General features: G+C 43.6%; 23 protein-coding genes and 1 rRNA gene (1 of these 24 only partly in view). 12 read left to right on the top strand and 12 right to left on the bottom strand.

What is annotated here, in order from left to right:
• The 3 genes from F890_RS17495 to tyrS all read right to left on the bottom strand — a co-directional run.
• Positions 1 to 218 (bottom strand): 16S ribosomal RNA (locus F890_RS17495); it reaches 1,320 nt to the left of the window's first position.
• Positions 219 to 951: 733 nt separating this feature from the next.
• Positions 952 to 1,245: a hypothetical protein gene (locus F890_RS17490; protein ID WP_004647152.1), complete on the bottom strand. Its 294-nt coding sequence runs from the start codon at positions 1,243 to 1,245 to the stop codon at positions 952 to 954.
• A 530-nt stretch (positions 1,246 to 1,775) separates the two neighbouring features.
• Positions 1,776 to 2,990 (bottom strand): tyrosine--tRNA ligase, encoded by a 1,215-nt coding sequence (tyrS, locus tag F890_RS17485; protein ID WP_004647151.1) that lies wholly within the window; start codon positions 2,988 to 2,990, stop codon positions 1,776 to 1,778.
• Positions 2,991 to 3,070: 80 nt separating this feature from the next.
• Between tyrS and F890_RS17480 the strand changes: the two genes are divergently transcribed.
• Positions 3,071 to 4,198, top strand: coding sequence for an anhydro-N-acetylmuramic acid kinase (locus tag F890_RS17480; RefSeq protein ID WP_004729019.1), 1,128 nt, complete (start codon positions 3,071 to 3,073; stop codon positions 4,196 to 4,198).
• Positions 4,199 to 4,300: 102 nt separating this feature from the next.
• Here F890_RS17480 and F890_RS17475 read toward each other — a convergent pair whose 3' ends face one another.
• The 3 genes from F890_RS17475 to purE form a co-directional block, all read right to left on the bottom strand.
• The gene (locus F890_RS17475; protein ID WP_004729018.1) at positions 4,301 to 5,593 is read right to left on the bottom strand and encodes a lytic murein transglycosylase; all 1,293 of its coding nucleotides are present in this window, start codon (positions 5,591 to 5,593) and stop codon (positions 4,301 to 4,303) included.
• 705 nt (positions 5,594 to 6,298) lie between these two features.
• Complete coding sequence (locus F890_RS17470) at positions 6,299 to 7,420, bottom strand: 5-(carboxyamino)imidazole ribonucleotide synthase (protein ID WP_004729017.1); 1,122 nt, start codon at positions 7,418 to 7,420, stop codon at positions 6,299 to 6,301.
• A gap of 15 nt (positions 7,421 to 7,435) precedes the next feature.
• Entirely contained in the window at positions 7,436 to 7,948 is a 513-nt protein-coding gene (gene purE / locus F890_RS17465; RefSeq protein ID WP_004647147.1) for a 5-(carboxyamino)imidazole ribonucleotide mutase, read from the bottom strand.
• A 289-nt stretch (positions 7,949 to 8,237) separates the two neighbouring features.
• On the opposite strand from purE, the gene F890_RS17460 reads away from it, so the two are divergent.
• Positions 8,238 to 9,518: a DUF2254 domain-containing protein gene (locus F890_RS17460; protein ID WP_004729015.1), complete on the top strand. Its 1,281-nt coding sequence runs from the start codon at positions 8,238 to 8,240 to the stop codon at positions 9,516 to 9,518.
• A gap of 6 nt (positions 9,519 to 9,524) precedes the next feature.
• Here the strand turns inward: F890_RS17460 and F890_RS17455 are convergent, their stop codons facing one another.
• Positions 9,525 to 9,866, bottom strand: a complete 342-nt coding sequence (locus tag F890_RS17455; protein WP_004729014.1) for a DMT family protein — start codon at positions 9,864 to 9,866, stop codon at positions 9,525 to 9,527.
• A gap of 242 nt (positions 9,867 to 10,108) precedes the next feature.
• Between F890_RS17455 and mpl the strand changes: the two genes are divergently transcribed.
• Together mpl and F890_RS17445 are read left to right on the top strand one after the other, a co-directional pair.
• Positions 10,109 to 11,473, top strand: a complete 1,365-nt coding sequence (gene mpl, locus F890_RS17450) for a UDP-N-acetylmuramate:L-alanyl-gamma-D-glutamyl-meso-diaminopimelate ligase (protein WP_004729013.1) — start codon at positions 10,109 to 10,111, stop codon at positions 11,471 to 11,473.
• 365 nt (positions 11,474 to 11,838) lie between these two features.
• A complete protein-coding gene (locus F890_RS17445) occupies positions 11,839 to 12,921 on the top strand; it encodes a zinc-dependent alcohol dehydrogenase family protein (protein ID WP_004729011.1) in 1,083 nt (360 codons plus the stop codon).
• A 62-nt stretch (positions 12,922 to 12,983) separates the two neighbouring features.
• On the opposite strand, the gene F890_RS17440 is transcribed toward F890_RS17445, so the two are convergent.
• Positions 12,984 to 13,457, bottom strand: a complete 474-nt coding sequence (locus F890_RS17440; RefSeq protein WP_004729009.1) for a BLUF domain-containing protein — start codon at positions 13,455 to 13,457, stop codon at positions 12,984 to 12,986.
• 196 nt (positions 13,458 to 13,653) lie between these two features.
• Here F890_RS17440 and F890_RS17435 point away from each other — a divergent pair, with 196 nt between their 5' ends.
• Positions 13,654 to 14,001 (top strand): hypothetical protein, encoded by a 348-nt coding sequence (locus tag F890_RS17435; RefSeq protein WP_005245563.1) that lies wholly within the window; start codon positions 13,654 to 13,656, stop codon positions 13,999 to 14,001.
• On the opposite strand, the gene F890_RS17430 is transcribed toward F890_RS17435, so the two are convergent.
• Together F890_RS17430 and F890_RS17425 are read right to left on the bottom strand one after the other, a co-directional pair.
• Positions 13,994 to 14,284: a GNAT family N-acetyltransferase gene (locus tag F890_RS17430; RefSeq protein WP_026056558.1), complete on the bottom strand. Its 291-nt coding sequence runs from the start codon at positions 14,282 to 14,284 to the stop codon at positions 13,994 to 13,996. The two genes, F890_RS17435 and F890_RS17430, sit on opposite strands and share 8 nt — an antisense overlap.
• A 31-nt stretch (positions 14,285 to 14,315) precedes the next feature.
• Complete coding sequence (locus F890_RS17425) at positions 14,316 to 14,594, bottom strand: GNAT family N-acetyltransferase (RefSeq protein ID WP_004729002.1); 279 nt, start codon at positions 14,592 to 14,594, stop codon at positions 14,316 to 14,318.
• Between the two features lie 155 nt (positions 14,595 to 14,749).
• Here F890_RS17425 and F890_RS17420 point away from each other — a divergent pair, with 155 nt between their 5' ends.
• Together F890_RS17420 and F890_RS17415 are read left to right on the top strand one after the other, a co-directional pair.
• Positions 14,750 to 15,943 carry a sugar transporter gene (locus tag F890_RS17420; protein ID WP_026056557.1) on the top strand — a complete coding sequence of 398 codons (1,194 nt, stop codon included), beginning with the start codon at positions 14,750 to 14,752 and terminating at the stop codon, positions 15,941 to 15,943.
• Positions 15,944 to 16,274: 331 nt separating this feature from the next.
• On the top strand, positions 16,275 to 17,240 hold the full coding sequence (locus F890_RS17415; RefSeq protein WP_004728997.1) for a TerC family protein: 966 nt from the start codon (positions 16,275 to 16,277) through the stop codon (positions 17,238 to 17,240).
• A 40-nt stretch (positions 17,241 to 17,280) separates the two neighbouring features.
• On the opposite strand, the gene F890_RS17410 is transcribed toward F890_RS17415, so the two are convergent.
• On the bottom strand, positions 17,281 to 17,859 hold the full coding sequence (locus tag F890_RS17410; RefSeq protein WP_005268234.1) for a nucleotidyltransferase family protein: 579 nt from the start codon (positions 17,857 to 17,859) through the stop codon (positions 17,281 to 17,283).
• A gap of 99 nt (positions 17,860 to 17,958) precedes the next feature.
• Between F890_RS17410 and guaD the strand changes: the two genes are divergently transcribed.
• The 4 genes from guaD to F890_RS17395 all read left to right on the top strand — a co-directional run bounded on the left by guaD (position 17,959) and on the right by F890_RS17395 (position 20,469).
• On the top strand, positions 17,959 to 19,287 hold the full coding sequence (gene guaD / locus F890_RS17405) for a guanine deaminase (RefSeq protein WP_004728993.1): 1,329 nt from the start codon (positions 17,959 to 17,961) through the stop codon (positions 19,285 to 19,287).
• Positions 19,262 to 19,387 (top strand): hypothetical protein, encoded by a 126-nt coding sequence (locus tag F890_RS19280; protein WP_004647134.1) that lies wholly within the window; start codon positions 19,262 to 19,264, stop codon positions 19,385 to 19,387. Before guaD ends, F890_RS19280 begins: the two co-directional genes overlap by 26 nt.
• A gap of 124 nt (positions 19,388 to 19,511) precedes the next feature.
• Positions 19,512 to 20,039 (top strand): hypoxanthine phosphoribosyltransferase, encoded by a 528-nt coding sequence (hpt, locus tag F890_RS17400; RefSeq protein ID WP_004728991.1) that lies wholly within the window; start codon positions 19,512 to 19,514, stop codon positions 20,037 to 20,039.
• Between the two features lie 172 nt (positions 20,040 to 20,211).
• A complete protein-coding gene (locus tag F890_RS17395) occupies positions 20,212 to 20,469 on the top strand; it encodes a GlsB/YeaQ/YmgE family stress response membrane protein (protein WP_004281926.1) in 258 nt (85 codons plus the stop codon).
• A gap of 100 nt (positions 20,470 to 20,569) precedes the next feature.
• Here the strand turns inward: F890_RS17395 and F890_RS17390 are convergent, their stop codons facing one another.
• Positions 20,570 to 21,271 (bottom strand): DsbC family protein, encoded by a 702-nt coding sequence (locus tag F890_RS17390; RefSeq protein WP_004728989.1) that lies wholly within the window; start codon positions 21,269 to 21,271, stop codon positions 20,570 to 20,572.
• Between the two features lie 379 nt (positions 21,272 to 21,650).
• Between F890_RS17390 and F890_RS17385 the strand changes: the two genes are divergently transcribed.
• Positions 21,651 to 22,796: an MFS transporter gene (locus F890_RS17385; RefSeq protein WP_004728987.1), complete on the top strand. Its 1,146-nt coding sequence runs from the start codon at positions 21,651 to 21,653 to the stop codon at positions 22,794 to 22,796.
• The last annotated feature ends 34 nt before the right edge of the window (positions 22,797 to 22,830 follow it).

The following is a 22,830-nucleotide window of genomic DNA, read 5'->3' as shown; positions in this document are numbered from 1 at the left end:
TTAGCGCAAGGCCCGAAGGTCCCCTGCTTTCTCCCGTAGGACGTATGCGGTATTAGCATCCCTTTCGAGATGTTGTCCCCCACTAATAGGCAGATTCCTAAGCATTACTCACCCGTCCGCCGCTAGGTAAAGTAGCAAGCTACCTTTCCCCGCTCGACTTGCATGTGTTAAGCCTGCCGCCAGCGTTCAATCTGAGCCATGATCAAACTCTTCAGTTTAAAATCAGTAGTAGCTTAAAGGCTACCAATCTTGGCTCATCAATTTTCTGACAAATATTTCTCAAATAAACTTCGAGTAATTTCTACCATCAATCAATGAAAATAATTTCGATCAATCAACCAGTAAAAATCCACACAAGTTGTTCTTCATAATCTCTTAATGATCTTTCTAACACCTCGTCAGTGCTAGAAGCTGGACTTCGATAAACTCAACAACTCCGCCATTCTGCTTCGTTCGTTTCCGTCTATCTCGTCGGTATGGGTGCATTCTAGAGGATTTTAGAATCATTGCAACCCCCAATTCACTATATTTTTCACGTATGTCTTTTTTTTCTACAAAAATTGCTAAAAAATCGCTTTTTTATCTAATTTTTAAGCGTTTTTATTTAATAAATGCACTAAACACGTCATTTTATTTTTATAACTGAAAATTCATTTAGACCTAAAAGCTATCACAATAATCGTTAAAATAGTATTTTTAGCCTTTTAACATTGAAATCTTGTCTTTTATTTAAATTAGCACGTCAAAAGAAAACCAAAATTAATCTATCTCGCTCAGTAAGCCGATCTAAATCCTAGACTCCTTAATTTGTGAGTTATTTTTTACGTAAAAAGCTTTTATAAAAGCCTATTCTTGGGCTGCTATATAAAAGAAGTATTCATTTTTAGTTTTCGAATCCCAAAACCATGCGTAGATCACTTATATATAGAAGATAAAGTCTGTTATTTTGCATTAAGCGACTTTTTCCTGCTGTTGCTGTCCACGCCAATGTTGCATGACCTCTACAATCATGTCTTTCTTACCCTGATAATCCTCGGCAATAAAGAATAATTTCGCGCGTCGCGGTAACTGCTCTTCAATCAGGGAAAATAGAAAGTAATGCGCGGCCAGATCAAGCTGCATAAATAAAGTATAGACAGATCCATAGAGTTGCTGTTTTTGTTCGACTGGCTGGTATTCAAATAAGAACCGTAATATGCAATCAATTTGTTCATCAAAAATATTTTCTGTTGGAAAGCGATACATTCAATCACCTCTGCTTTAATTTTTTATGTTTTGCTCTTTTTTCACAGTCAATTGAAATGAACTCATTCTTAGAGGTCATTCACCTAAGCCCAATTTGCTAGTTAATTTTAAGTTTAGTTGCTCAACGACAAGAGTAGGCATGCAGATTTATATCTTGATTACGCAATCAGAATAAATAAAAAAGGAAGAGATCTCTCCCAAAATCTCCTCCTTACAATTGAATCTTTACCCGATCCATTATGTCATTATTATAGTTATTCGCTTTAAAGCTTTTAAAAAGAGCCTCTTGGAAAAGAGACTTTCTCAGTTGTGGAGTACTATTATTTTTACTACCCTCTAGATGCTCTAAACGAATTCTCTAGATGAATAAATCCTATACATAATAAAGATGAAAAGCAAGTGATTTGGGAAAAATTAACTCTTGTTTTCATAGGGTTTTTTTTGACTTTACTTATTTGATTTTTAAATATAGGACATCAATAAAAAAAGCAGACCGAAGCCTGCTTTTATTTCAATAACTTATCCGCTTTTTAGTCAACAAAAGTGACTTTAGCAATTGCTTTTTTGCTGGCCTGAACAATCAAAGTCACGTTCTCTTTCACAGAATACGTCGTATCTACCGTCTGCCAATCCACTTTCACTGCACCACGGCCTAATGCATCCTTAGCCTGGGCTGCATTTTTGGTTAAACCTGCTTCACGTAAAATCGAGGTAATAAAGATTTCACCACCAAACTCGCCACGTGAAATAGTCACTTCTGGCGTACCTTCGGGTAATTCACCTTCAGTAATGATATTGCCCGCGCCTTTATGCGCATTGGCAGCCGCTTCAGCACCATGGAAACGCTCAACCAGCTCCAGCGCAAGAATTTTTTTCACTTCTTGTGGGTTACGGCCTTCTGCCACTTCTTTTAATAGTTGCTGAATTTCTTCAATGGTTTTGAAGCTCAGCAGATCAAAATAACGCTCAATCAATGCATCCGGCATTGAGAGCACTTTCTGGTACATCGCGCCCGGTGCATCAAATACACCAATATAGTTACCTAAAGATTTAGACATCTTGTTGACGCCATCTAAACCTTCAAGGATTGGCACTGTGATACAGACTTGAGCTTCTTGGTTATAGCGACCTTGTAAGGTACGACCCATCAACAAGTTAAAGGTTTGGTCTGTACCACCCAATTCAACATCTGCTTCCAACGCAACAGAGTCATAGCCTTGTACCAATGGGTACAAAAATTCATGAATCGCGATCGGTTGTTGATTGTTATAACGCTTGGTGAAGTCATCACGCTCAAGCATACGTGCAACCGTTTGCTGTGATGCCAATTGAATTAAATCAGCCGCAGTTTTTTGTGCAAACCACTCCGAGTTAAACACCACTTTGGTTTTGTTTGGATCAAGGATTTTAAATACTTGTTCTTGATATGTTTTAGCGTTCTCTAAAACCTGTTCACGTGACAATGGCGGACGTGTAGCACTTTTTCCGGTTGGGTCACCGATCATCGCAGTATAGTCACCAATTAGGAACAACACTTCATGACCCAAGTCTTGGAATACTTTTAACTTATTAATAAGAACTGTGTGGCCCAAGTGCAAATCAGGTGCAGTCGGGTCAAAACCCGCTTTAATTTTTAATGGACGATTCAATTTTAATTTCTTGAGAAGGTCTTCTTCAGAAATAATTTCGTGGGTGCCTCGTTGAATGAGGGCAAGTTGTTCTTCAGCCGGCAGGAAATTTGACATCACAAAATCCAATACATCAGTTACTCAATTTGTGCGATATACTAACACTTTTTCAGCATATTGCAGGCTTAAGAATAACCATGACAGCGATCTATATTGGGGTAATGACCGGCACGAGCATGGATGGTGTCGATATTGTTGCTGCTTCTTTTGATCCACTCCAGCTTCATGCCACACTCACTTTGGCATTTGATCCTGACCTTCGGGATGAGCTGATGGCACTGACCTTGCCGGATGACAATGAAATTGACCGCATGGGCAAGGCTGATGTTGCACTGGCACAAATGATTGGTCATGGTATTAATACGTTGATTGAAAAAAATAACCTGGATAAATCCAGAATTAAGGCGATTGGCTCGCATGGCCAGACTATCCGGCATCGTCCTGAACATGGCTTCACCCTGCAAATTGGCGACCCGAACATCATTACTGAAATTACCCAGATTCCGGTGATTTCAGATTTCCGTCGTCGTGATCTGGCGGCAGGTGGTCAGGGAGCACCTTTAGTTCCAGCATTTCATCAGGATATTTTCCAGCATAACAGCATTCACCGGGTAATTTTAAATCTGGGCGGTATAGCGAATGTCAGCCTGCTGCCTGCCGGCAAGCCTGAAGAGGTGTATGGTTTTGATACCGGACCGGCCAATATCCTGATGGATGCTTGGTGTTCCCGTTATACCGGTCAGCCTTTTGATGAAAATGGTAACTGGGCAGCCTATGGCACCCCGATTCGCAGTTTGCTTGATCGCTTGCAGTCACACGAATTCTTCTCCAAAGAACCTCCAAAAAGTACCGGTCGTGAAGATTTCAACCTGGAATGGCTGGATGAACAGATTGCTGACTGGCGCAATGACCTGCAATACGATGAACTGGAAGATACTCCGGAAAATGTACAGGCGACTTTATTAAAGCTCACTACCCGTGCCATTAAAAAAGCCATTTACCGCTCTGGCATGGATACCGGACAGGTTTTTGTTTGCGGTGGCGGTGCCTATAACTCACATTTACTGGAGCAGTTGCGCTGGCGCCTGCGCAAACATGAATGGAGCGTACAGACTACCGCCGATCTGGGCCTCAGTCCGACTTGGGTAGAAGCTACTGCCTTTGCCTGGCTGGCCATGCGTTTTATGAATCAGCTAAATGGTAACTTGCCTGCAGTCACTGGTGCCGCTGGCTATCGCGTCCTCGGCACCATTACTGCTGTTTAAATTCAGCGAATTACTATTGTCTTGCATGACTATATAGCTACTCAAAAACAGTCATTAAAAAAGGCCTACATAAATGCAGACCTTTTTTCGTTTTCAATATTTTTATTGCATCATGCGTTTGGCATTTTCATTTCTAAAAGCACGCAGAATCTGCTGACCAGCACGACCTGTTGGACTCAAGCCCAAACGCTGCTGTTCCTGACGAATCGCCTGACGGGTTTTATCACCAATCAAACCATCCACCGCACCAATGTCATAACCTCGACTCAATAAAAATTGCTGGATCTCACGACGCTCTGCACGTGAAGTCCCCGGATCATCGGTGGGCCATGTGGCCGTAAAACTACCTTTACCTTGCAGGCGATCGGATAAATGTGCAATCGCCAAGGCATAACTTTCTGCCGCGTTATAGCTATAAATGGCATCAAAGTTTTTAAAGACCAGGAACACCGGGCCATTCGGCCCCGCAGGCGCAAGTAATCCGGCTTGAGAGGATTGTGATAAATTTCCTTGAATTAAAGGCGAACCGTCGGCACGCACCACCCCTTGATTGATCCAACTACTCAAGGATTTTTTATTTCTTCGGCCTTCACCGGAAACCGACATGCCTTGCGGAATCTTGACTTCAAATCCCCAAGGTTGTCCGCTCTGCCAGCCACGCTTGCTTAAAAAATTGGCGGTCGATGCCAGTGCATCCGGAATGCTGGATACCAGATCACGTCGGCCATCTCCATCAAAATCAACTGCAAGTTCATCATAAGTCGATGGCATAAACTGGGTATGACCAAATGCACCTGCCCAGGAACCCTTTAAATGTTCTTCACGTACATCGCCACGCTGTAACAGTTTCATGGTAGTAAAAAACTCACCACGGAAATAACTCTGGCGACGGCCTTCACAGCTCAAAGTCCCTAAAGCCTGTAATAAAGGATATTTCCCGGAAATATCACCAAAATTACTTTCAACACCCCATACCGCAACTACCATTTCTGCAGGTACACCATAGGTGGCAGCAACACGATTGAGCACCTCACGATGTTGCTGTAATTTTTGCCGGCCGAGCTGAACCCGTTCTTCATCCACCAAACCAGACAGATAATCCCAAATCGGGGTAGAAAATTCAGGCTGGTAATTCAGGCGTTCAATCACTGAATAATCAGGGCTTAAGTTTTGGGTATAACGATCATAGGTACTGCCGCTTACACCTCTAGCAACAGCTTGACTGCGCAAATTGGCGAGACAGTTTTGAAAATTATTTTGGGAGGCATAACTCGGGATATTTGAAATAGAGGTCAAATCAGTCGGCGTGACACGTTGACCATTAATAATAAGTTCAGCCTGTGCCTGTGAAGCAGCCAAGACCACAGAACCAATAAAAAGTGCAAGCCGTTGCATAAGACCCTTGAATATTTAGATTTTGAATTATGTTTCTACCTTAGCAGCTCATGATGAAAATTAAAGCGCCAATGCGTAAATTTAAATTCATAATCCCTACACTTTTAAATTCATTTTGTAATCTTTAAATTTAAACACGAGTTATCCACAAGCCTGCTTTAAATTCAAATCAGCAGGATTTTTAAATTCAAAACATTTGAAATTAGTTTTGAATTTAAAAAATATAGGGATAACTTGTTTCAGGAAAAGTGAGTCACAATCATCAACATGCTCTAATTACACTCGTTTTTCTTTTAAATTCATTTGAATAATGGGCTAATATTTTTAAATTCAAAACTTTGAATTTATTTATCCAGTTTTAAATTTGAATTCATATTTTTTGAATTTAAAAGCGCAAGTTTAAATTCAAAGTCCGATTTAAATTTGAATTTGTTTTTATGAATTTAAATTCAAAACCACTTTCCAGTTTTAAATTCAAACTTTGATTTTAGGCTTATCCACAAATGAATATGACAAAATTCAGCGGTAAATAAGATTTTATTGAATTGGTATATTTATACTCAATTGATCAGTTTATAAGCAATTGATTTAAAAACTGATCCGACCAATGGCAGGCATTTTTAAAGAGGCGCAATCATGCCTGAAAGCAGACAAATAAAAAAGCGATCATCGAAGTGATCGCTTTTTTTATCAGCAAGTTAAAGCCTAGATGGTCATATCTTCGCTCAATGCCAATGGATTCGGTAAAATTTTCGCCAGTTGGCGGCAAAGCACAGACAATTGCGCGCTGTCATTTGGCATCAGGGTAATGTGACCAATCTTGCGGCCTTCGCGCTCTGACTTGTTGTAAAGATGCAAATGTGCACCTTCCAGAGCAAGTACATCTGCAGATTTCGGATGCTGACCAATGATGTTCACCAAGACAGTTGGGCGGATCACTTCAGTTGAACCTAAAGGTAAACCTGCCACGGCACGCACATGGTTTTCAAACTGCGAACATACTGCACCTTCAATCGACCAGTGACCCGAGTTATGCACACGTGGTGCCATCTCGTTGGCATATAGGCCATTGTCTGTCACAAACAGCTCAAGGGTCAGCACACCGACATAGTTCAAGTGATTCAGCAGACGAGTGATGTAATCTTGCGCCACCGGCTGCAAATCTGCACTGTTCGGTGCCGGCACAATCGAGTGCGACAGAATGCCGTTATGATGATGATTTTCCGCCAATGGCCAGGTTTTAACATCACCATCTTGGCCGCGTACTGCAATGATTGAAACTTCACGCGAGAAAGTCACGAAACTTTCAGCAATCAGTTCACCCGCAGGGCCCAATTCTGCCCAGGCCTGATCCATCTGATCGGCCGAACGTAAAACAAATTGACCTTTGCCATCATAACCGCCACGCGAAGTTTTCAGTACGATCGGCAAGCCCAGTTCAGCTACAGCAGCCTGTAAGCTTTCCAGTGAAGTGACCGCTTTGTACGGTGCAACCGGAATAGCCAGTTCATCAAACAAGGCTTTTTCAGACAGACGATGCTGGGCAATCGCCAAAGCCTGACGCGGCGGATGCAGTTGCTTGCTTTGCGTCAGTACATCAACATCTGCAAGTGGCGTATTTTCAAACTCAAGGCTAAATACATCTGCACTGTTAATAAAGTCTTGCAGACCATTTTCAGCTTGGCTCGAAATCACCGGACCCAAAGCAGCAGAAGGACAGTCTGTGCTGGCTTCAAAAAATGTACATTGAATATTTAATGGAAGTGCCGCTTGCGCCATCATACGACCCAGCTGACCGCCACCAAAAATACCGATGGTTTTATCCATAATCTGTATCTCGACTTAAGCCTGGCCTGGAATATTGTTACTTGCGACTTTATCTGTTTGCGCTGCACGGAAATCTGCAACATTTTTTGCGATCTCTGGACGCGTCAAACCCAGAATTTGCGCCGCCATAATGGCAGCATTGGTTGCACCGGCAGGACCGATGGCCAAGGTACCGACTGCAATACCGGCTGGCATTTGCACAATAGACAGCAATGAATCAACACCGTTTAAAATCGAAGATTTCACAGGTACACCCAAAACTGGCAGATCAGTTTTCGCCGCACACATCCCCGGTAAATGCGCTGCGCCACCTGCACCAGCAATAATTACCTGAATACCACGATCACGCGCTTGTTCAGCATATTCAAACAGGCGGTCTGGAGTACGATGTGCAGAAACAACTTCGGCTTCAAATGGGACACCAAGCTGCTTGAGCATATTGGCAGTGTGTTCGAGAGTTGCCCAATCTGATTGAGAACCCATGATAATACCTACGAGAGGAGTATCTTGTGCAGCAGCCGCATTCATTGCAAATTTTCCAGAGATTAAAGTGAGAAAAGATAAATCTCGACGAGAGAGCCAAGCTTGAATAGGAGTACTCATTATAGACTGAAATTGATTTGGTCTAAAGTTCAGCTCAACAATTAAGAATTAAAATTATCTGTTTGGAAAATAGTCGAAAATAAAAAGATAATTTTGCGGCTAAAAATACAAAAATAGGACATACATCACATTAAAAAAAGTATAACTATCAAGATAAAACTTTTTTGCAATGAATAACTTAATACTAAAACCTATACATTGGCAGGGCATTTTTATGTGGTACAAACTAAAAATCTGGCTACAGAACCCCTCAGAAAACTTATGGCTGATGCCGGCCCTTGGCGCCCTCTTTGCGACCTTTTTCTCGCTGTTTGCAATCGCCAGTCGCTATTTCATCCCGACCAGCACTGTTCCCAATATCAGTATTGAAACCCTGAGCAGCCTGCTAGATATTATTGCTTCCAGCATGCTGGCAGTCACCACTTTTTCCCTGTCGATTATGGTCGCAGCCTTTGCGTCTGCCTCATCCAGCGGGACACCACGTGCCTATCAGCTGATGATGAGTGATGACAATACCCGCCTTGCTATCAGCAGTTTTATCTCGGCTTTTATTTATGCTGTAATTGCCAAGATTGCGCTCGGGCTTGGCTATTATGGTCCTGCAGGTAGATTTGTACTGTTTATCAGTACCATTTTGGTATTGATGTACCTGATTTATATCCTGATTCGCTGGGTACACACCCTGTCGCAACTGGGCAACCTCACCACCACCATTCACAAAATTGAAGTCGCTGCTTCTACGGCCTTGGCGGAGTTTCGACATCAGCCGAATTTTGGTGCCACCGGACAACGTCCAGAGCAAGCAGCTGCCTTTCATGTTTTTAGTACCCAGACCGGCTATTTCACCAATTTTAATAGTGAAGGACTGGAGCAACTGGCCGTCAGCCAACAGCTGCATATCCATCTTCCCCAGCTACCCGGAAAATTTCTGGATCCGATGACGGCACTGGCAGAGGTATATAGCGACCGCGCTTTCAGCCCGGAACAGCAGCAGGAGATCCGAAACTCCATTTTGAATCATGTAATCATTGAAACCAATCGCAGCTTTTTACAGGACCCGCGTTTTGGTGTGGTGGTGATGAGCGAAGTGGGGCAGAAAGCGATGTCTCCCGCAGTGAACGATGTTGGATCAGCGATTAATGCCGTTGATGCCTTAACCCGAATCCTGATTGACAGCAAGGCCGCTGAAGATTTACCGGAGCGGGATTGTCCGCATATCAGTGTGGATATCTTTGATCTCGGGGATTTGATTTACAGTAGTTTTGCACCAATGGCCCGAGATTGTGTGGGTTGTATTGAACTCAATCAGAGAATATTGAAATGTTTAGCGATGATTCAACATAATGTACCCGAACCTGAACTAAAACAGGCTGCAGAAATAATGGCGATTGAATTAATCCAACGCTGCCTGAATAAACTGGAATTTGAACCGGATCGGCAGAAATTACTTTATGAATTTAGAAGCCATTTCCCCCTGATTCAGCTGAGCCATTAGATCAAGTTAAGGGGTACGGAAGACAAAATAGACACATCCACACAGACATAAAGCGGCCCAGAGATAATCCAGTTTAAAGGGCTGTTTAAACATAAAAATCATAAAAGGAACAAAGACTAGTAAGGTCACGACTTCCTGGGTGATTTTCATTTGACCGACTGCCAGGCCTTGCTGCGCCAGTAATTTGGTCGCTGGAATCATCAGGCTATATTCAAACAGGGCAATGGCCCAGCTGAACAAAATCGCTTGCCAGAGCGGTGCATCATGCGGCAAAAATTTTAAATGCCCATACCAGGCCAGGGTCATAAAACAGTTGGCAATTACCAGAAGAAATAAAGCCGGCAGCATTTGCATGCACTCTGCAAAAAAGTCGAACTTATTTTACGGTTTATTTGGCGAAAAGATATTGCATCGCTTTGAAATTTTCTTTGAATTTATCCGTGAAACAGGATTTAAAAAATCCCACAACAAGGCCAGAATTTTCACTATCTTTTCAGCTAAAGCCTTGCTATCGTTGCTTGCAAATTGAATAAATCATGACAACAGCACCAATATAAAGTGATGGGTCAGACAGGAACGGAGTAAAGTAGATGCATCTGCATATTTTGGGTATTTGTGGCACCTTTATGGGCTCGTTAGCGCTACTTGCACGCGATCTGGGCCACCAGGTAACAGGTTCAGACCTGAATGTGTATCCACCCATGTCGACCCAACTTGAAAATGCGGGCATCACTTTAATACAGGGTTATGACCGCAGTCATTTACAGCCTCATCCGGATCTGGTAATCGTCGGCAATGCCATGAAGCGTGGTATTGATGCAGTCGAATATATGCTGAATGCAGGTCTGCCTTATATTTCAGGTCCGCAGTTCCTGGCTGATCATGTTCTGCAAGGTAAACACGTGCTGGGTGTCGCCGGAACACATGGTAAAACCACGACCACCACGATGCTGGCTTGGGTACTGGATCAAGCCGGTCTGGAGCCAGGTTTTCTGATTGGCGGTGTGCCATTGGGCTTTTCGGAAAGTGCGCGTCTCGGTGGTGGGAAATATTTCTGTGTCGAAGCCGATGAATACGATTCTGCTTTCTTCGACAAGCGTTCCAAGTTCGTGCATTACCATCCAAAAACCGCAATTTTAAATAACCTGGAATTTGACCATGCCGATATCTTTGATGATCTGGCCGCAATTCAAAAACAGTTTCATCATTTAGTTCGTACTATTCCAAGTGAAGGCCGGATTATCGCGCCGATTACTGAAAGCAATATTGATGAAGTGCTGGAGCAGGGCTGCTGGACGCCTGTAGTGCGCACCAGTCTAGATGCCAACGAAAAATCTGAACTTTATGCAGAACAATTGTCAGCAGATGGTTCACATTTCAAAGTCCTGCAACAGGGCGTAGTCAAAGGCGAAGTACAGTGGAATATGACCGGGCAGCATTCGGTGGCCAATGCCTTGGCCACCATTGCCGCTGCTGAACATGTCGGTGTATCGATTGAAACCGCCTGTGAAGCGCTGTCGAATTTTGGTGGTGTGAAACGCCGTATGGAACTGTTAGGCACAGTCCGTGGTATCGAGGTGTATGATGATTTCGCGCACCATCCGACAGCGATTGATACGACCTTAGAAGGCGCGCGCAAACGTCTGGGTGAACGCAAACTCTGGGCAATTATTGAACCGCGCTCCAATACCATGCGCATGGGCAGCCATAAAGATGGCTTGGCTCATTCTGCACGTCTGGCCGATGAAGTGATCTGGTATCAACCGGAAGGACTGGATTGGGATCTGCAACCGGTCATTGAGGCTGCGCCAAACAAGGCCAAAGTTGCACGCACACTGGATGACATCATTCAGACTGTGGTGGCAGAAGCAGGCGAGGGCGATGCCGTAGTAATTATGTCGAATGGCGGTTTTGGCGGTTTGCATCAGAAGCTGATTACTGTTTTACAAGCATAAAATAGATTTAAGTGAAGTGAATAAGCCCGCCTAGCGGGCTTTTTTTAGCATATTAAAACGTTGATTGAGAAAAAGTGAACCGTTGTTCTGATCCTGCAATCCTATGATTTAAATATTGACCCAAATAGCAGATTTATCTCTGAACCCTCCCTGATGATCTTTTGTTGCAATCTGTACACAAGACTCATTGCAGCGCCATATCACTCAAGGCACAATCGAGAAGAACACAGGTATCTATAGGCCTGAAAGCCAGATCATAAATCAGCCCATCGCTGTCACTATATAAAAGCAATCGAGGCGTTCATTATTCTCGCTGAGTCAGGTCATTCTCATTCCTCATTCCTCATTCCATTAGGAGATGTGTCATGACAACGATGAAAGCGATGGTCTATTACGGCGCAAATAATATCCGCTTTGAAGACCGCCCAGTTCCCACCATTTTGCATCCCAGCGATGCCATCATTAAACTGGAAAAAGTTACCATCTGCGGTACCGACTTGGGTATCTGGAAAGGTAAAAACCCGGAAATTGAGCAGGAGGCTACGCGTAAAGAGGGCAGCTTTAAGGGACGTATTTTAGGTCACGAAGGTATTGGCATTGTGGAAGAAGTTGGTTCCGCCGTGCAAAACTTTAAAAAGGGCGACCGGGTGATTATTTCCTGTGTCAGCCGCTGCGGAACCTGTGAAAACTGCCAGAAACAGCTCTATGCCCATTGTCGCAATGAAGGCGGCTGGATCATGGGTTATATGATTGATGGCACCCATGCCGAATATGTACGCACGCCCTTTGCCGATACCTCACTCTATCATTTACCCGATGGCCTGAATCAAGATGTGGCCGTATTCCTCTCAGATATCCTGCCAACTTCACATGAAATTGGGGTGCAATATGGCGATGTCAAACCAGGCGACAATGTCGCGATTGTCGGGGCAGGGCCAATCGGCATGAGTTGTCTGCTCACCGCACAGTTTTATTCACCCGCCAATATTATTATGGTGGATATGGATGATAATCGGCTGGAATTTGCCAAGACTGTCGGCGCGACGCATATCATCAACTCTGCCAAAGAAGATGCCATTCAAAAGATTCTAGAGATTACCGATGGACGCGGGGTCGACTGTGCCATTGAAGCAGTGGGGGTGGAGCCTACCTGGAATATTTGCCAGCATGTCGTGAAGGAGGGCGGGCATATTGCCAACGTCGGCGTACATGGTAAACCGGTGAGTTTTGAACTGAACAAACTCTGGATTAAAAACCTGACCATCACCACCGGCCTGGTGAATGCCAATACCACAGGGATGTTGCTGAAAACCTGCTGTTCCGGCAAATTGCCCCTAGAAAAACTGGCGACCCATCATTTTAAATTTGCCGATTTTGAAAAAGCCTATGATGTGTTTAAACATGCCTCCGATGAAAAGGCCTTAAAAGTCATGATTGACATGAGCTAATCCACATCAGACAAAAAAGTCCGCTATGCGGACTTTTTTATTTTCAGCATTTACCCCTCAGATCAGAAATAGGGGACATAACCACGCTGCTTATAGCCTTTTGGCGATGCCAGACTGGCCTGATTTTCTTCCAGGCGATACAGTACTTTGAGGAATTCGGCAATTCCTGACTGCTGTAAGGCATGCGGATCAAATTGCTTCAAACCTAAACGTGAAAATAAAGAAGAAATTTCACTGTGTTTATGCACATATTTCATTGACCATTCCGAGAAATGGGACTGCTCTACTATTGCATCTGCAAAACGTAGGACATTGTGATGGCGGGGATCCTGACAAATGCTCTGAAATAAACTTTCCACTACTTCAGGCTGACCTTCAAGGCACTGGAAAAACTTGCCATGGGAATAATACAACACCCCATGAATCTGCTGCTGAAGATTGAACTTCCGGGCAGTGGCCAAAATATCGCTCAAATCTTGTAACAACTCTTGTTCAGATTCTATGCGTTCACTGGCATAGCAAAGCTGTAGGATCATGCCATCTCACTAAAAGGAAGAATTAAAAACACAATTTAATCAATAATTTTAAATTAAGTCGACTATTTTTTAATCAAATATCCGTTTTTGCTTACATGGTTTTCAGTTTGCATTTCTGGATTAAACTTTTAACAATAGTGCCTGAATGATTAAACGAATATTTTCATACACCTACCATGAACATGAGGATCACTTGATGTTAAAAGATCTGATTTTAACCCTCGCCTTGTTATGTGTGTGCTTTATCCTGATGATCACTTTAAATAATTGGCAATTCAGCGCTCAAACCAATCTGCTGATCAGTTCAATTTTTATTAGCTGGACGATCTTGAAATTTGTTGGGCATCGTATTTATTTTCATGCCAGTTACCTGCTGATCATGGCAATTTTAGTGATGCTGCAACAGTTTGAAGAAATTTTCTGGGCGATGACCGGCGTGATGGCAGGTTTCGGTTTATATACCCTGTTACAGGTTATATTGATTCCTGCCTTGAAAGAAAAACTGCATTTATCTTTCGGGAAATCCCCTTGGGTAGTTAAATAGCCGTTGCTGCGACATCGGCCAGACTTCGGTCACGTTTAAACATGACATCCACATAGGAACATTGCGGGATGATGGTTAAACTTTTCTCACGGGCAAAATCGACCAGTGCATCCAGCATTTTTCGGGCAATACCGTGGCCACGCAAGGAATCATCAACCCAGGTATGATCGGCAATTATAACGGCATCGCCCCGCCATTGATAAGTGATCTCCGCCAGGCGGCGTCCTTGATCTTCCATAAAAAATACACCACCGCGTTTTGAATCTTGATATTTGATTTCCATACGAATCTGAACCTTTGTTGTCATTTTTAAATTATAAAACATCATTAAAGTGAGGCTCTCGCTCGAACACGGATTTGGCAAAAGGGCATTTTGGAATAATCCTGATGCCGTGTTCACGGGCAAAATTCACAGCGGCCTCGACCAGATAATATCCGACGTGCTGGCCGCGTAGACTGTCATCGACCCAGGTGTGTTCAATCACTAATTGATCTTCATTTACTCTTGAATAACTCATTTCTGCCAGACGTTTTTCATTTGGCTCTACGAACCATAAACCTCCAGTGTCCTGTTGCTGATGCTCGATCAACATGCCGATCCTCTCCTTGTTTTTAAACCAGACTGACATATTTTTCCCTGCTCTATTGTTAGATTTCTTTTAAAGGATTGTGAATCTGTCCTTCTGGCCAATACCGCATTTTGCTCAACAGGTTTAAACTGCCAGCCGGTTCCTTTTATCAGATGTTTATGTCCAGCTCTTCTTCCACCTCTTCGGTGACGCGTCAATGGGTTTGTGTGATTGCTTTAGCCTCTGCTGCCTTTATTTTCAATACCACCGAATTTATCCCGGTGGCGCTATTAAGTGATATTGGTACCAGTTTTGCCATGTCACCGACCCAGGTCGGGTGGATGCTGACAATTTATGCTTGGGTCGTGGCGCTGCTGTCTTTGCCAATGATGTTACTGACCAAAAATATTGAACGGCGCTTTCTGCTGATGATTTTATTTGCGGTGTTTATTTTCAGTCATGTGCTGTCCTATTTTGCCTGGAGCTTTAGCATTCTGGTGCTGAGCCGGATTGGTATTGCCGTGGCGCATGCGCTGTTCTGGTCAATTACGGCGTCGCTTGCTGTGCGGGTTGCGCCAAAGGGCAAAGAGTTTCAGGCACTGGGCTTATTGGCTACCGGTACCGCCATGGCGATGGTTCTGGGAATTCCCTTTGGCCGGATGGTCGGGGAGGCCTATGGCTGGCGCAATAGTTTTGCCTTGATCGTAGTTGTGGCGAGCGTAGTCTGCGTACTGCTGGCCAAAACCTTACCTTTATTACCAAGTGTCAATTCAGGTTCACTCAGCAGTTTAAAGAGCTTGCTGAAACGTCCCAGCCTGATGCTGGTCTTTGCGCTTACCGTGCTTGTGATTAGTGCGCAATTTACCGCCTATAGTTATATTGAACCCTTTACGCTGAATATTGCGCAATTCAGCTCTGCGCAGACCACCAGCTTATTGCTGATTTATGGTGGTGCGGGCCTGATCGGCTCTTATGTATTTGGCCGTTTTGCACCGCATTTCCCCCGACTCACCATTCCGCTATTTACACTCGGGCTAGGGATCTCGCTACTGTTATTGCTGCCACTGTCTCAGGGTGTATTTCAGCTTAATAGCTTGGCGTTAATCTGGGGCATCAGCATTATTGGGTTTAGTCTGGCTCTACAAGCCAAGACCTTAAATCTGGCTTCTGATGCAACCGATGTCGCCATGGCAATTTTTTCAGGTCTGTACAATGTCGGGATTGGTGGCGGTGCCTTACTCGGCGGTCTGGTAACGGCACATATCGGATTACATAGTATTGGCTGGGTAGGAGCAATCCTGGCCAGCTTGGGTTTTCTGATCAGCTTATACCTGATTCAGCGTCCGGATTTCTTAGGTAAGAAAGCGCCTTGAAGCATGATTTTTGTAAATGAAATTGTAGTCTTAGCAAAAATCTGTCATGCTTGCTACACATTGAGCTACCGCTCAAATAAAATTTAGTTTGAACAAGGGGAGTAGCCTCCTCCAAGCGTTTAAGAATGAAATTTCAATTTTTAAACGTGTCAGAATATCGTCATTACACTTTGCAAAAAGTCGGTATCTGAGCATCTTGAAGTCACACTTTATATAAAAAAGTGGAACAGTAAGATGTAGGCAAGACCTTGATCATGTTGTTATAGATGTTTTTCATCTGGCAACTGGTCAAGGTTTTTTTATGGCTAGTTGTCCGATGTGGAGAATTCACATGGAAACCATTGGTACACTCTGGCTGTATCTCGTCTTTTTCGCGATTGTCGCAGTCATGCTGATAATCGATTTTGTCGGCTTTAAGCATCAGCATGGTCAGGAAGTTAAAGTCCGTACTGCTGCCTACTGGAGTATTGCCTGGGTCAGTGTCGCGACTTTATTTGGTGGCGGCTTATGGCTGTATCTGGAGCAGACCGCAGGCACGGCAATTGCCAATGCTAAGGTCATGGAATACTTTGCCGGTTATCTGCTGGAAAAATCCCTGGCGATTGATAACGTCTTTGTCTGGCTGATGATCTTCGCGGCCTTCGCCATTCCACCCGCACTGCAACGCAAGCTGCTGTTATATGGCGTACTGGGTGCGATTGTGCTCAGAACTATCTTTATTTTTATTGGTGCGTGGTTCGTGCAGGAATTCTCCTGGATTCTATATATCTTCGGTGCGTTCCTGGTGTATACCGGCTTCAAATTCCTGCGTGGTCAGCATGAAGAAGACAGCAATATTGAAGATATGGCGATTCTAAAATGGCTGCGTAAACATATGCGTATTACCCCGCAACTTCAGGGCGACAAATTCTTTGTCCGTCAAAATGGTTTGCTCTGGGCAACGCCGTTGTTCCTGGTCCTGATCCTGGTTGAAGCCTCTGATGTCATCTTTGCCGTCGATTCTATTCCGGCTATTTTTGCCGTCACCACCGATCCCTTCATTGTCCTCACTGCAAACCTGATGGCGATTTTAGGCCTGCGCGCAATGTTCTTCCTGCTCTCGGGCGCAGCCTCAAAAATGCATTATCTGCCTTATGGCCTCGGGATCATTCTGGTCTTTATCGGCTTTAAGATGCTGATGCTAGATGTGTTCCATATGCCGATCTGGATTTCTTTGAGCTTTATTGTGATTGTCCTGACTGTGACCGCGATCTTGTCGATTCGTCATAGCAAGAAATATAACGAAACCACCCTGTAAAAAGTAATCATCAAAAAAGCCTGCATCAGCAGGCTTTTTTTTATTGTTCTATCAGGGATAATTTGGGCCATTTTTGCAAAAACTGTTTGCTCAGCATGCGTTGTTCGAACACGGCATAACTGACTAAATTCGGATTCCAACGCAGCTTTAACTCAAATAAATCTGCTAAACCGAAAGGGGCAATCAACTCCAACTCATCATCTTTCAGGCGCAGTGCCAAGGCCGTGACAGTTTCTGGCCATAATGACAGCGCATGACTAATTGAAGTTAAAGGCTCAATACTTTCATTTTGATCGGTACGATACCACTCATGTACAAAGGCTTGATTGGTCACATCCCAACAGATATCTGGAAAATAGTCTTTTAACTGATCTGTAAGTTGCTGTTCTATAGCGCGAGCCTGCTTATTTTCGTCATAGAAAATTACATCGACCTCAGTATGATTCATTTCATATTCCCAGTCATGTAAATGCGCCCAGATCACATGACGTAACACACCCGCTGCGACATAAGCTTCAGAGTGCAATTGTGCTAACTGATGCAAGATGCGCATTAAGGTCGGCTGCGCACGCACGATCTGTTGAAATTGATCATGATCATGATCATTGGATGGGGTCATAAAAGAATCTGGATCACTATTTAAATATGAATGTTCATACAAACATGGCAATTTTTTCAGCTACAATCAATCGAAAAAATCAAAAAGCGTAGGTTTAAAATGTCTTCTGTAATTGCAACGACAGCGATCCGTGGTCGCTTCCTCGACATTCAGAATACAGTTGCCCAAGCACGTGATATACACGACCAAGTGCGATATGTAGAAGATGGTTTAGTCATCATTCAAGAGGGTAAAATCCAGTGGTTTGGTCCTTGGCAAGAAGGGCAGTCACGACTTCCTACCGACGCTGAATTACAGCACTATCCAGATCAACTGATTGTTCCCGGGTTTATCGACACCCATATTCATTTCCCGCAAACGGAAATGATCGGGGCGTATGGTGAACAACTGCTGGAATGGCTCAACACCTATACTTTTCCCACTGAAATCCAGTTCCGAGATGCATCCTATAGCGAAAAAATTGCCGAATTTTTTGTGCAGGAATTGCTTAAAAATGGCACCACGACTGCACTGGTCTTTTGTACCGTTCACCCTGAATCCGTAGATGCTTTATTTAATGCGGCAACCACCCGCAATATGCGTCTGATCGCGGGTAAAGTCCTGATGGACCGTCATGCACCGGAAGCGCTAACAGATACAGCAGAAACGGCTTATACCGACTCTAAAGCGCTGATTGAAAAGTGGCATGGACAGGGGCGGAACCTGTATGCGATTACCCCACGCTTTGCACCAACTTCAACACCTGAACAATTACAAAAAGCCGGGCAGCTCAAAGCCGAATATCCGGATGTGTATGTGCATACCCATTTAAGTGAGAATAAGAATGAAATTGCCTGGGTAAAAGAACTCTTTCCTGAACGTGAAGGTTATCTGGATGTTTATCATCATTATGGTTTAACCGGCAGCAAATCCGTCTTCGCACATTGCGTGCATCTAGAAGATGAAGAGTGGGATTGTATGCATCAGACCGACTCCGCCATTGCCTTCTGTCCGACCTCAAACCTGTTCCTGGGCAGTGGCTTATTTCCCCTGAAAAAGACCTGGGACAAAGGGGTCAAAGTCGGCTTAGGCACAGACATTGGAGCAGGGACATCATTTAATCAGCTGCAAACCCTAAATGAAGCCTATAAGGTGCAGCAGTTGCAGGGCGAAAAACTCTCTGCCTTTGAGGCCTTGTATCATGCCACTTTAGGCGGTGCCAAAGCCTTGAGTCTGGATGATCGCCTGGGGAACTTTAATATTGGCAAGGAAGCCGACTTTGTGGTGCTGGATCTCAATACCACTGCCTTACAGCAGTTACGCCAGAGCAGAGCCAAAAATATTGAAGATGCATTTTTTGCACTGACCATGCTTGGCGATGACCGTAATATTGCAGCCACCTATGTCTATGGAGCAGCCGTTTATGTCAAAGCAGCAGCCAGTGAATAAACCGAAAAAATCCCGCCGTCGCCAATACTTGATCCTGTCTGCCATGGCACTGGGCTGTGTTTTTTTATTGAAACGCGATTCAACAGCGGCTAAAAAATGATTACATTTACAGCCAGCAAAACAGGTGCATCTCTGCTAGGGATGTATTAAAATTGCGACGTATTCAGGTGTTGCAGGTCAACACCTTTTTTATTTTGCTATTTTTACTTTTTAGGTATCTACCCATGACCGTTCAAATGAGCGTAATGATTTCCGCTGAAGAAATTCAAGCTAAAGTCAAAGAGCTTGGTGCTCAAATCAATGCACACTATGCCAATAGTGACAAAGAACTTGTGCTCATCGGTTTATTACGTGGTTCAGTGATTTTTATGGCTGATTTATGTCGTGTGATTTCAAAACCGCATGAACTGGATTTCATGACTGTGTCCAGTTATGGCGGTGGCACGTTATCGTCACGTGATGTAAAAATCCTGAAAGATTTAGACGGTGAAATCCGTGGTAAAGATGTGTTGGTCGTTGAAGATATTATTGATTCAGGCAACACTTTAAGCAAGGTACTCGAAATCCTGCAAACCCGTGAACCTAACTCGATTCAACTGTGTACTTTGGTAAGTAAACCATCGCGTCGTGAAATCGATCTGAAAGTCGAATTTATGGGCTTTGAAGTTGAAGATAAATTTATTGTGGGTTATGGCCTAGACTATGACCAGAAGTACCGTCACCTGCCATTTATTGGTGAAATCGGTCTTTAAAATCAGGTTGAAAAAAGTGGCATAAGCCACTTTTTTTATACCTAAAATACAGAAAAAACCGGGAACAAAAAATAACATCTCGTTTCAGGATTCAACTTTTTATGATCCTGACTTTGTTTCAAGATGATTAAACAGATGTGAAAACAAAGACATGATAAGAAGGAGTATGCATATGTGGACAATTATTGTGGCGATCGTCATTGGTTTTGTAGCAGGTCTAATTGCACGTGCCATTCATCCGGGTAATGACAAGGCAGGCTTTATCATGACCACCTTGCTGGGTATTGCCGGCTCCTTGTTGGCGACTTTTGGTGGTCGTATGCTCGGTCTGTACTCGGCAGATTCCGCAGCAGGTCTGATTGCTTCCGTGATTGGTGCTGTGATTATTCTGTTTATTTATAATATGGTCACCAAACGCCGTACAGTCTAAACCATTCAGATGTTTCTGAGGTTGATTTGACGACCTGAATAAAAAAGCACCGGAAAGGTGCTTTTTTATATTGAGCGACTGATAGCTTTATTTAATTTTTTTATAAATTGAATTCTTTAAAGATCTGCTCAATCTGCTCTGCCGGATAGGCACCCATCACTTTAAAACCATTGGAAAAAATAATCGCAGGTGTACCATTTACCCCCATAGACTGAGCCAGTTTTTTATTCCGTTCAATCGGATTGGCACAAGTTTTTTTCGATTTAGGTTGAATTCCTTGAGCAATCAGATTTTCCCATGCCTGAGCTGGATTAGACTCGCAATACACCTGTTTTGAAGGAGCCACCGACTGGGGTTTTAAAGGAAGAATAAAGGTATAAATGGTCAAGTCATTCAGTTTTTCCAGCTCTAGCTCAAGCTTTTTACAATACGGGCAATTTGGGTCAGAAAAGATGGCAATCTGACGTTTACCCGTACCTCTTACACTTTTTACAGCATCCTGAAGCGGTAATTTTTTCCAGTCGATACTATTTTGTTTCAGCATTAAATCACGGGTCAGATTATGTTGATCCTGAATCCGCAGCATCGGACCAGCAATCAGATGCTTGGCATCTTCATTCAGATAAACCACTTGGCCCTGCATGGAACCGCTATAGATACCTTTCATCTCGGTAGTCTGAATATTTTCAATTTTTAAATTGGGACTGTTTTTTGCCAAATTAGCTTGTACCGTATCAATATTGGCAAATGCAAAGCTTGAAATGAATGTACTTAAACTAATGATCAGTGTTTTTTTTAACATGAATGTTCTACATGAATTGGATAAGAATATGCTTCGATTCTAATCGCTCTGCTTTTAAATTTCTCAAACATTTATGTTACTGTTTAGACTCAGTTAAACAAGTTCATAATGTTTCACGTGGAACACCATGTATAGCGTTAGATTGAACTCCAATCTATCTAGAAAACACATCAATATTCATAATAAGTAATTGTTTTATATAGTTAAAATATATTAAATGATAAACATTTTACTCATTCAGCCTTGACCGATTTTCTGTATCCATTCTAAACTGCAGACACTTTCTATTTTCCTCGCTACGCCCTGACATGGATTGGCCAAGGATTAACACTATAACGGCATTTTCATGACAATAACGACCAGCTGGCGACCGTTCTTGATGGTCAGCCTGGCTTTAATGATGGGAACGATTGGCACCGCTTTGGCCAGTCCGCTTTATCCGATTTATCAACAGCTCTGGCATTTGCTGCCCAGCCAGATCACCTACATTTTTGTCGCCTATATGTTTGGCTGCCTCTCGACCTTGTTATTTTTGGGCAGAACCAGTAACAGCATTGGATTTTTACGGACCCTGCAAATTGGTCTGGCCCTGATCACGCTGGGTCTCATCATTTCTGTTTTTGCCCAGAATGCACTAATCCTCTCGATTGGCCGTTTTATTATTGGGATTGCATCGGGCCTGATGACCACTTCTGCCATGATGGGTTTGATGCATACTATCCCAGAAAGCCATAAACACACTGCACCACAATTGATTTCAATCATCACCGCAATGGGTTTTGGTTTGGGACCCTTGGTCGGTGGTGTGATTGCGCAGTTTTCCGCTGCCCCTTTGGTGATGCCATATTTACCGATTATTCTGGGTGCCGTGCTGTGTTTGATTGGCCTGTTCTGGATCAAGGCACCCAAGTTTGAGGTACAGCCCTTTAGCATGGCGCCTAAACTGCAACGACCTGAAGCCCAGTTTCATCGGGTGTTTATGATTATTGCAGTGACAGCTTTTAGTGCCTTTGCCGCCTTTAGCCTGTTTGCTTCCCTGTCACCATCCTTTGTCCGCAATATTTTACCTTGGCATGGTCCTTTGGTCAGTGGGCTGGCCATTACCAGTATTTTAGTCGTCTCAGTGATCGTGCAGTTTATGGCCAAAGCGGTCGCAGCGTCAAAATGTCTGAATATCGGCCTGATGATGATGTGCTTGAGCCTGATGGTTTTGGCGCTATGCATGTATTCGAAAATCAGCCTGCTATTTTTTATCAGTGATATTTGCTTTGGGATCGGCCATGGTTTTGCCCTGATGGGTGCTTTTGCACTGATTCATCAAATGACCAGCTTAGACAACCGTGCAGCAGTGATGTCGACCTATCTGTTTATTGCTTATCTGGGCACTATTGTTCCCATCATTGCTGTGGGTTATCTGGCCGATCACTGGGGGCTGGATTTCGCTGTGATCAGCTTTTGTATCGCGATCAGTCTATTGTGTTTTGCACTGTGGTGGGCGTATCAAAAATCCCGTCTACCAGCCTAAAAAAAGCCCTCACTTGAGGGCTTTTTTGATATTT

Origin of the sequence: Acinetobacter sp. CIP 64.7, from assembly GCF_000369745.1 — a bacterium.
Classification (GTDB): Bacteria; Pseudomonadota; Gammaproteobacteria; order Pseudomonadales; family Moraxellaceae; genus Acinetobacter; species Acinetobacter fasciculus.
This window is presented reverse-complemented; position numbering and strand designations above follow the sequence as displayed.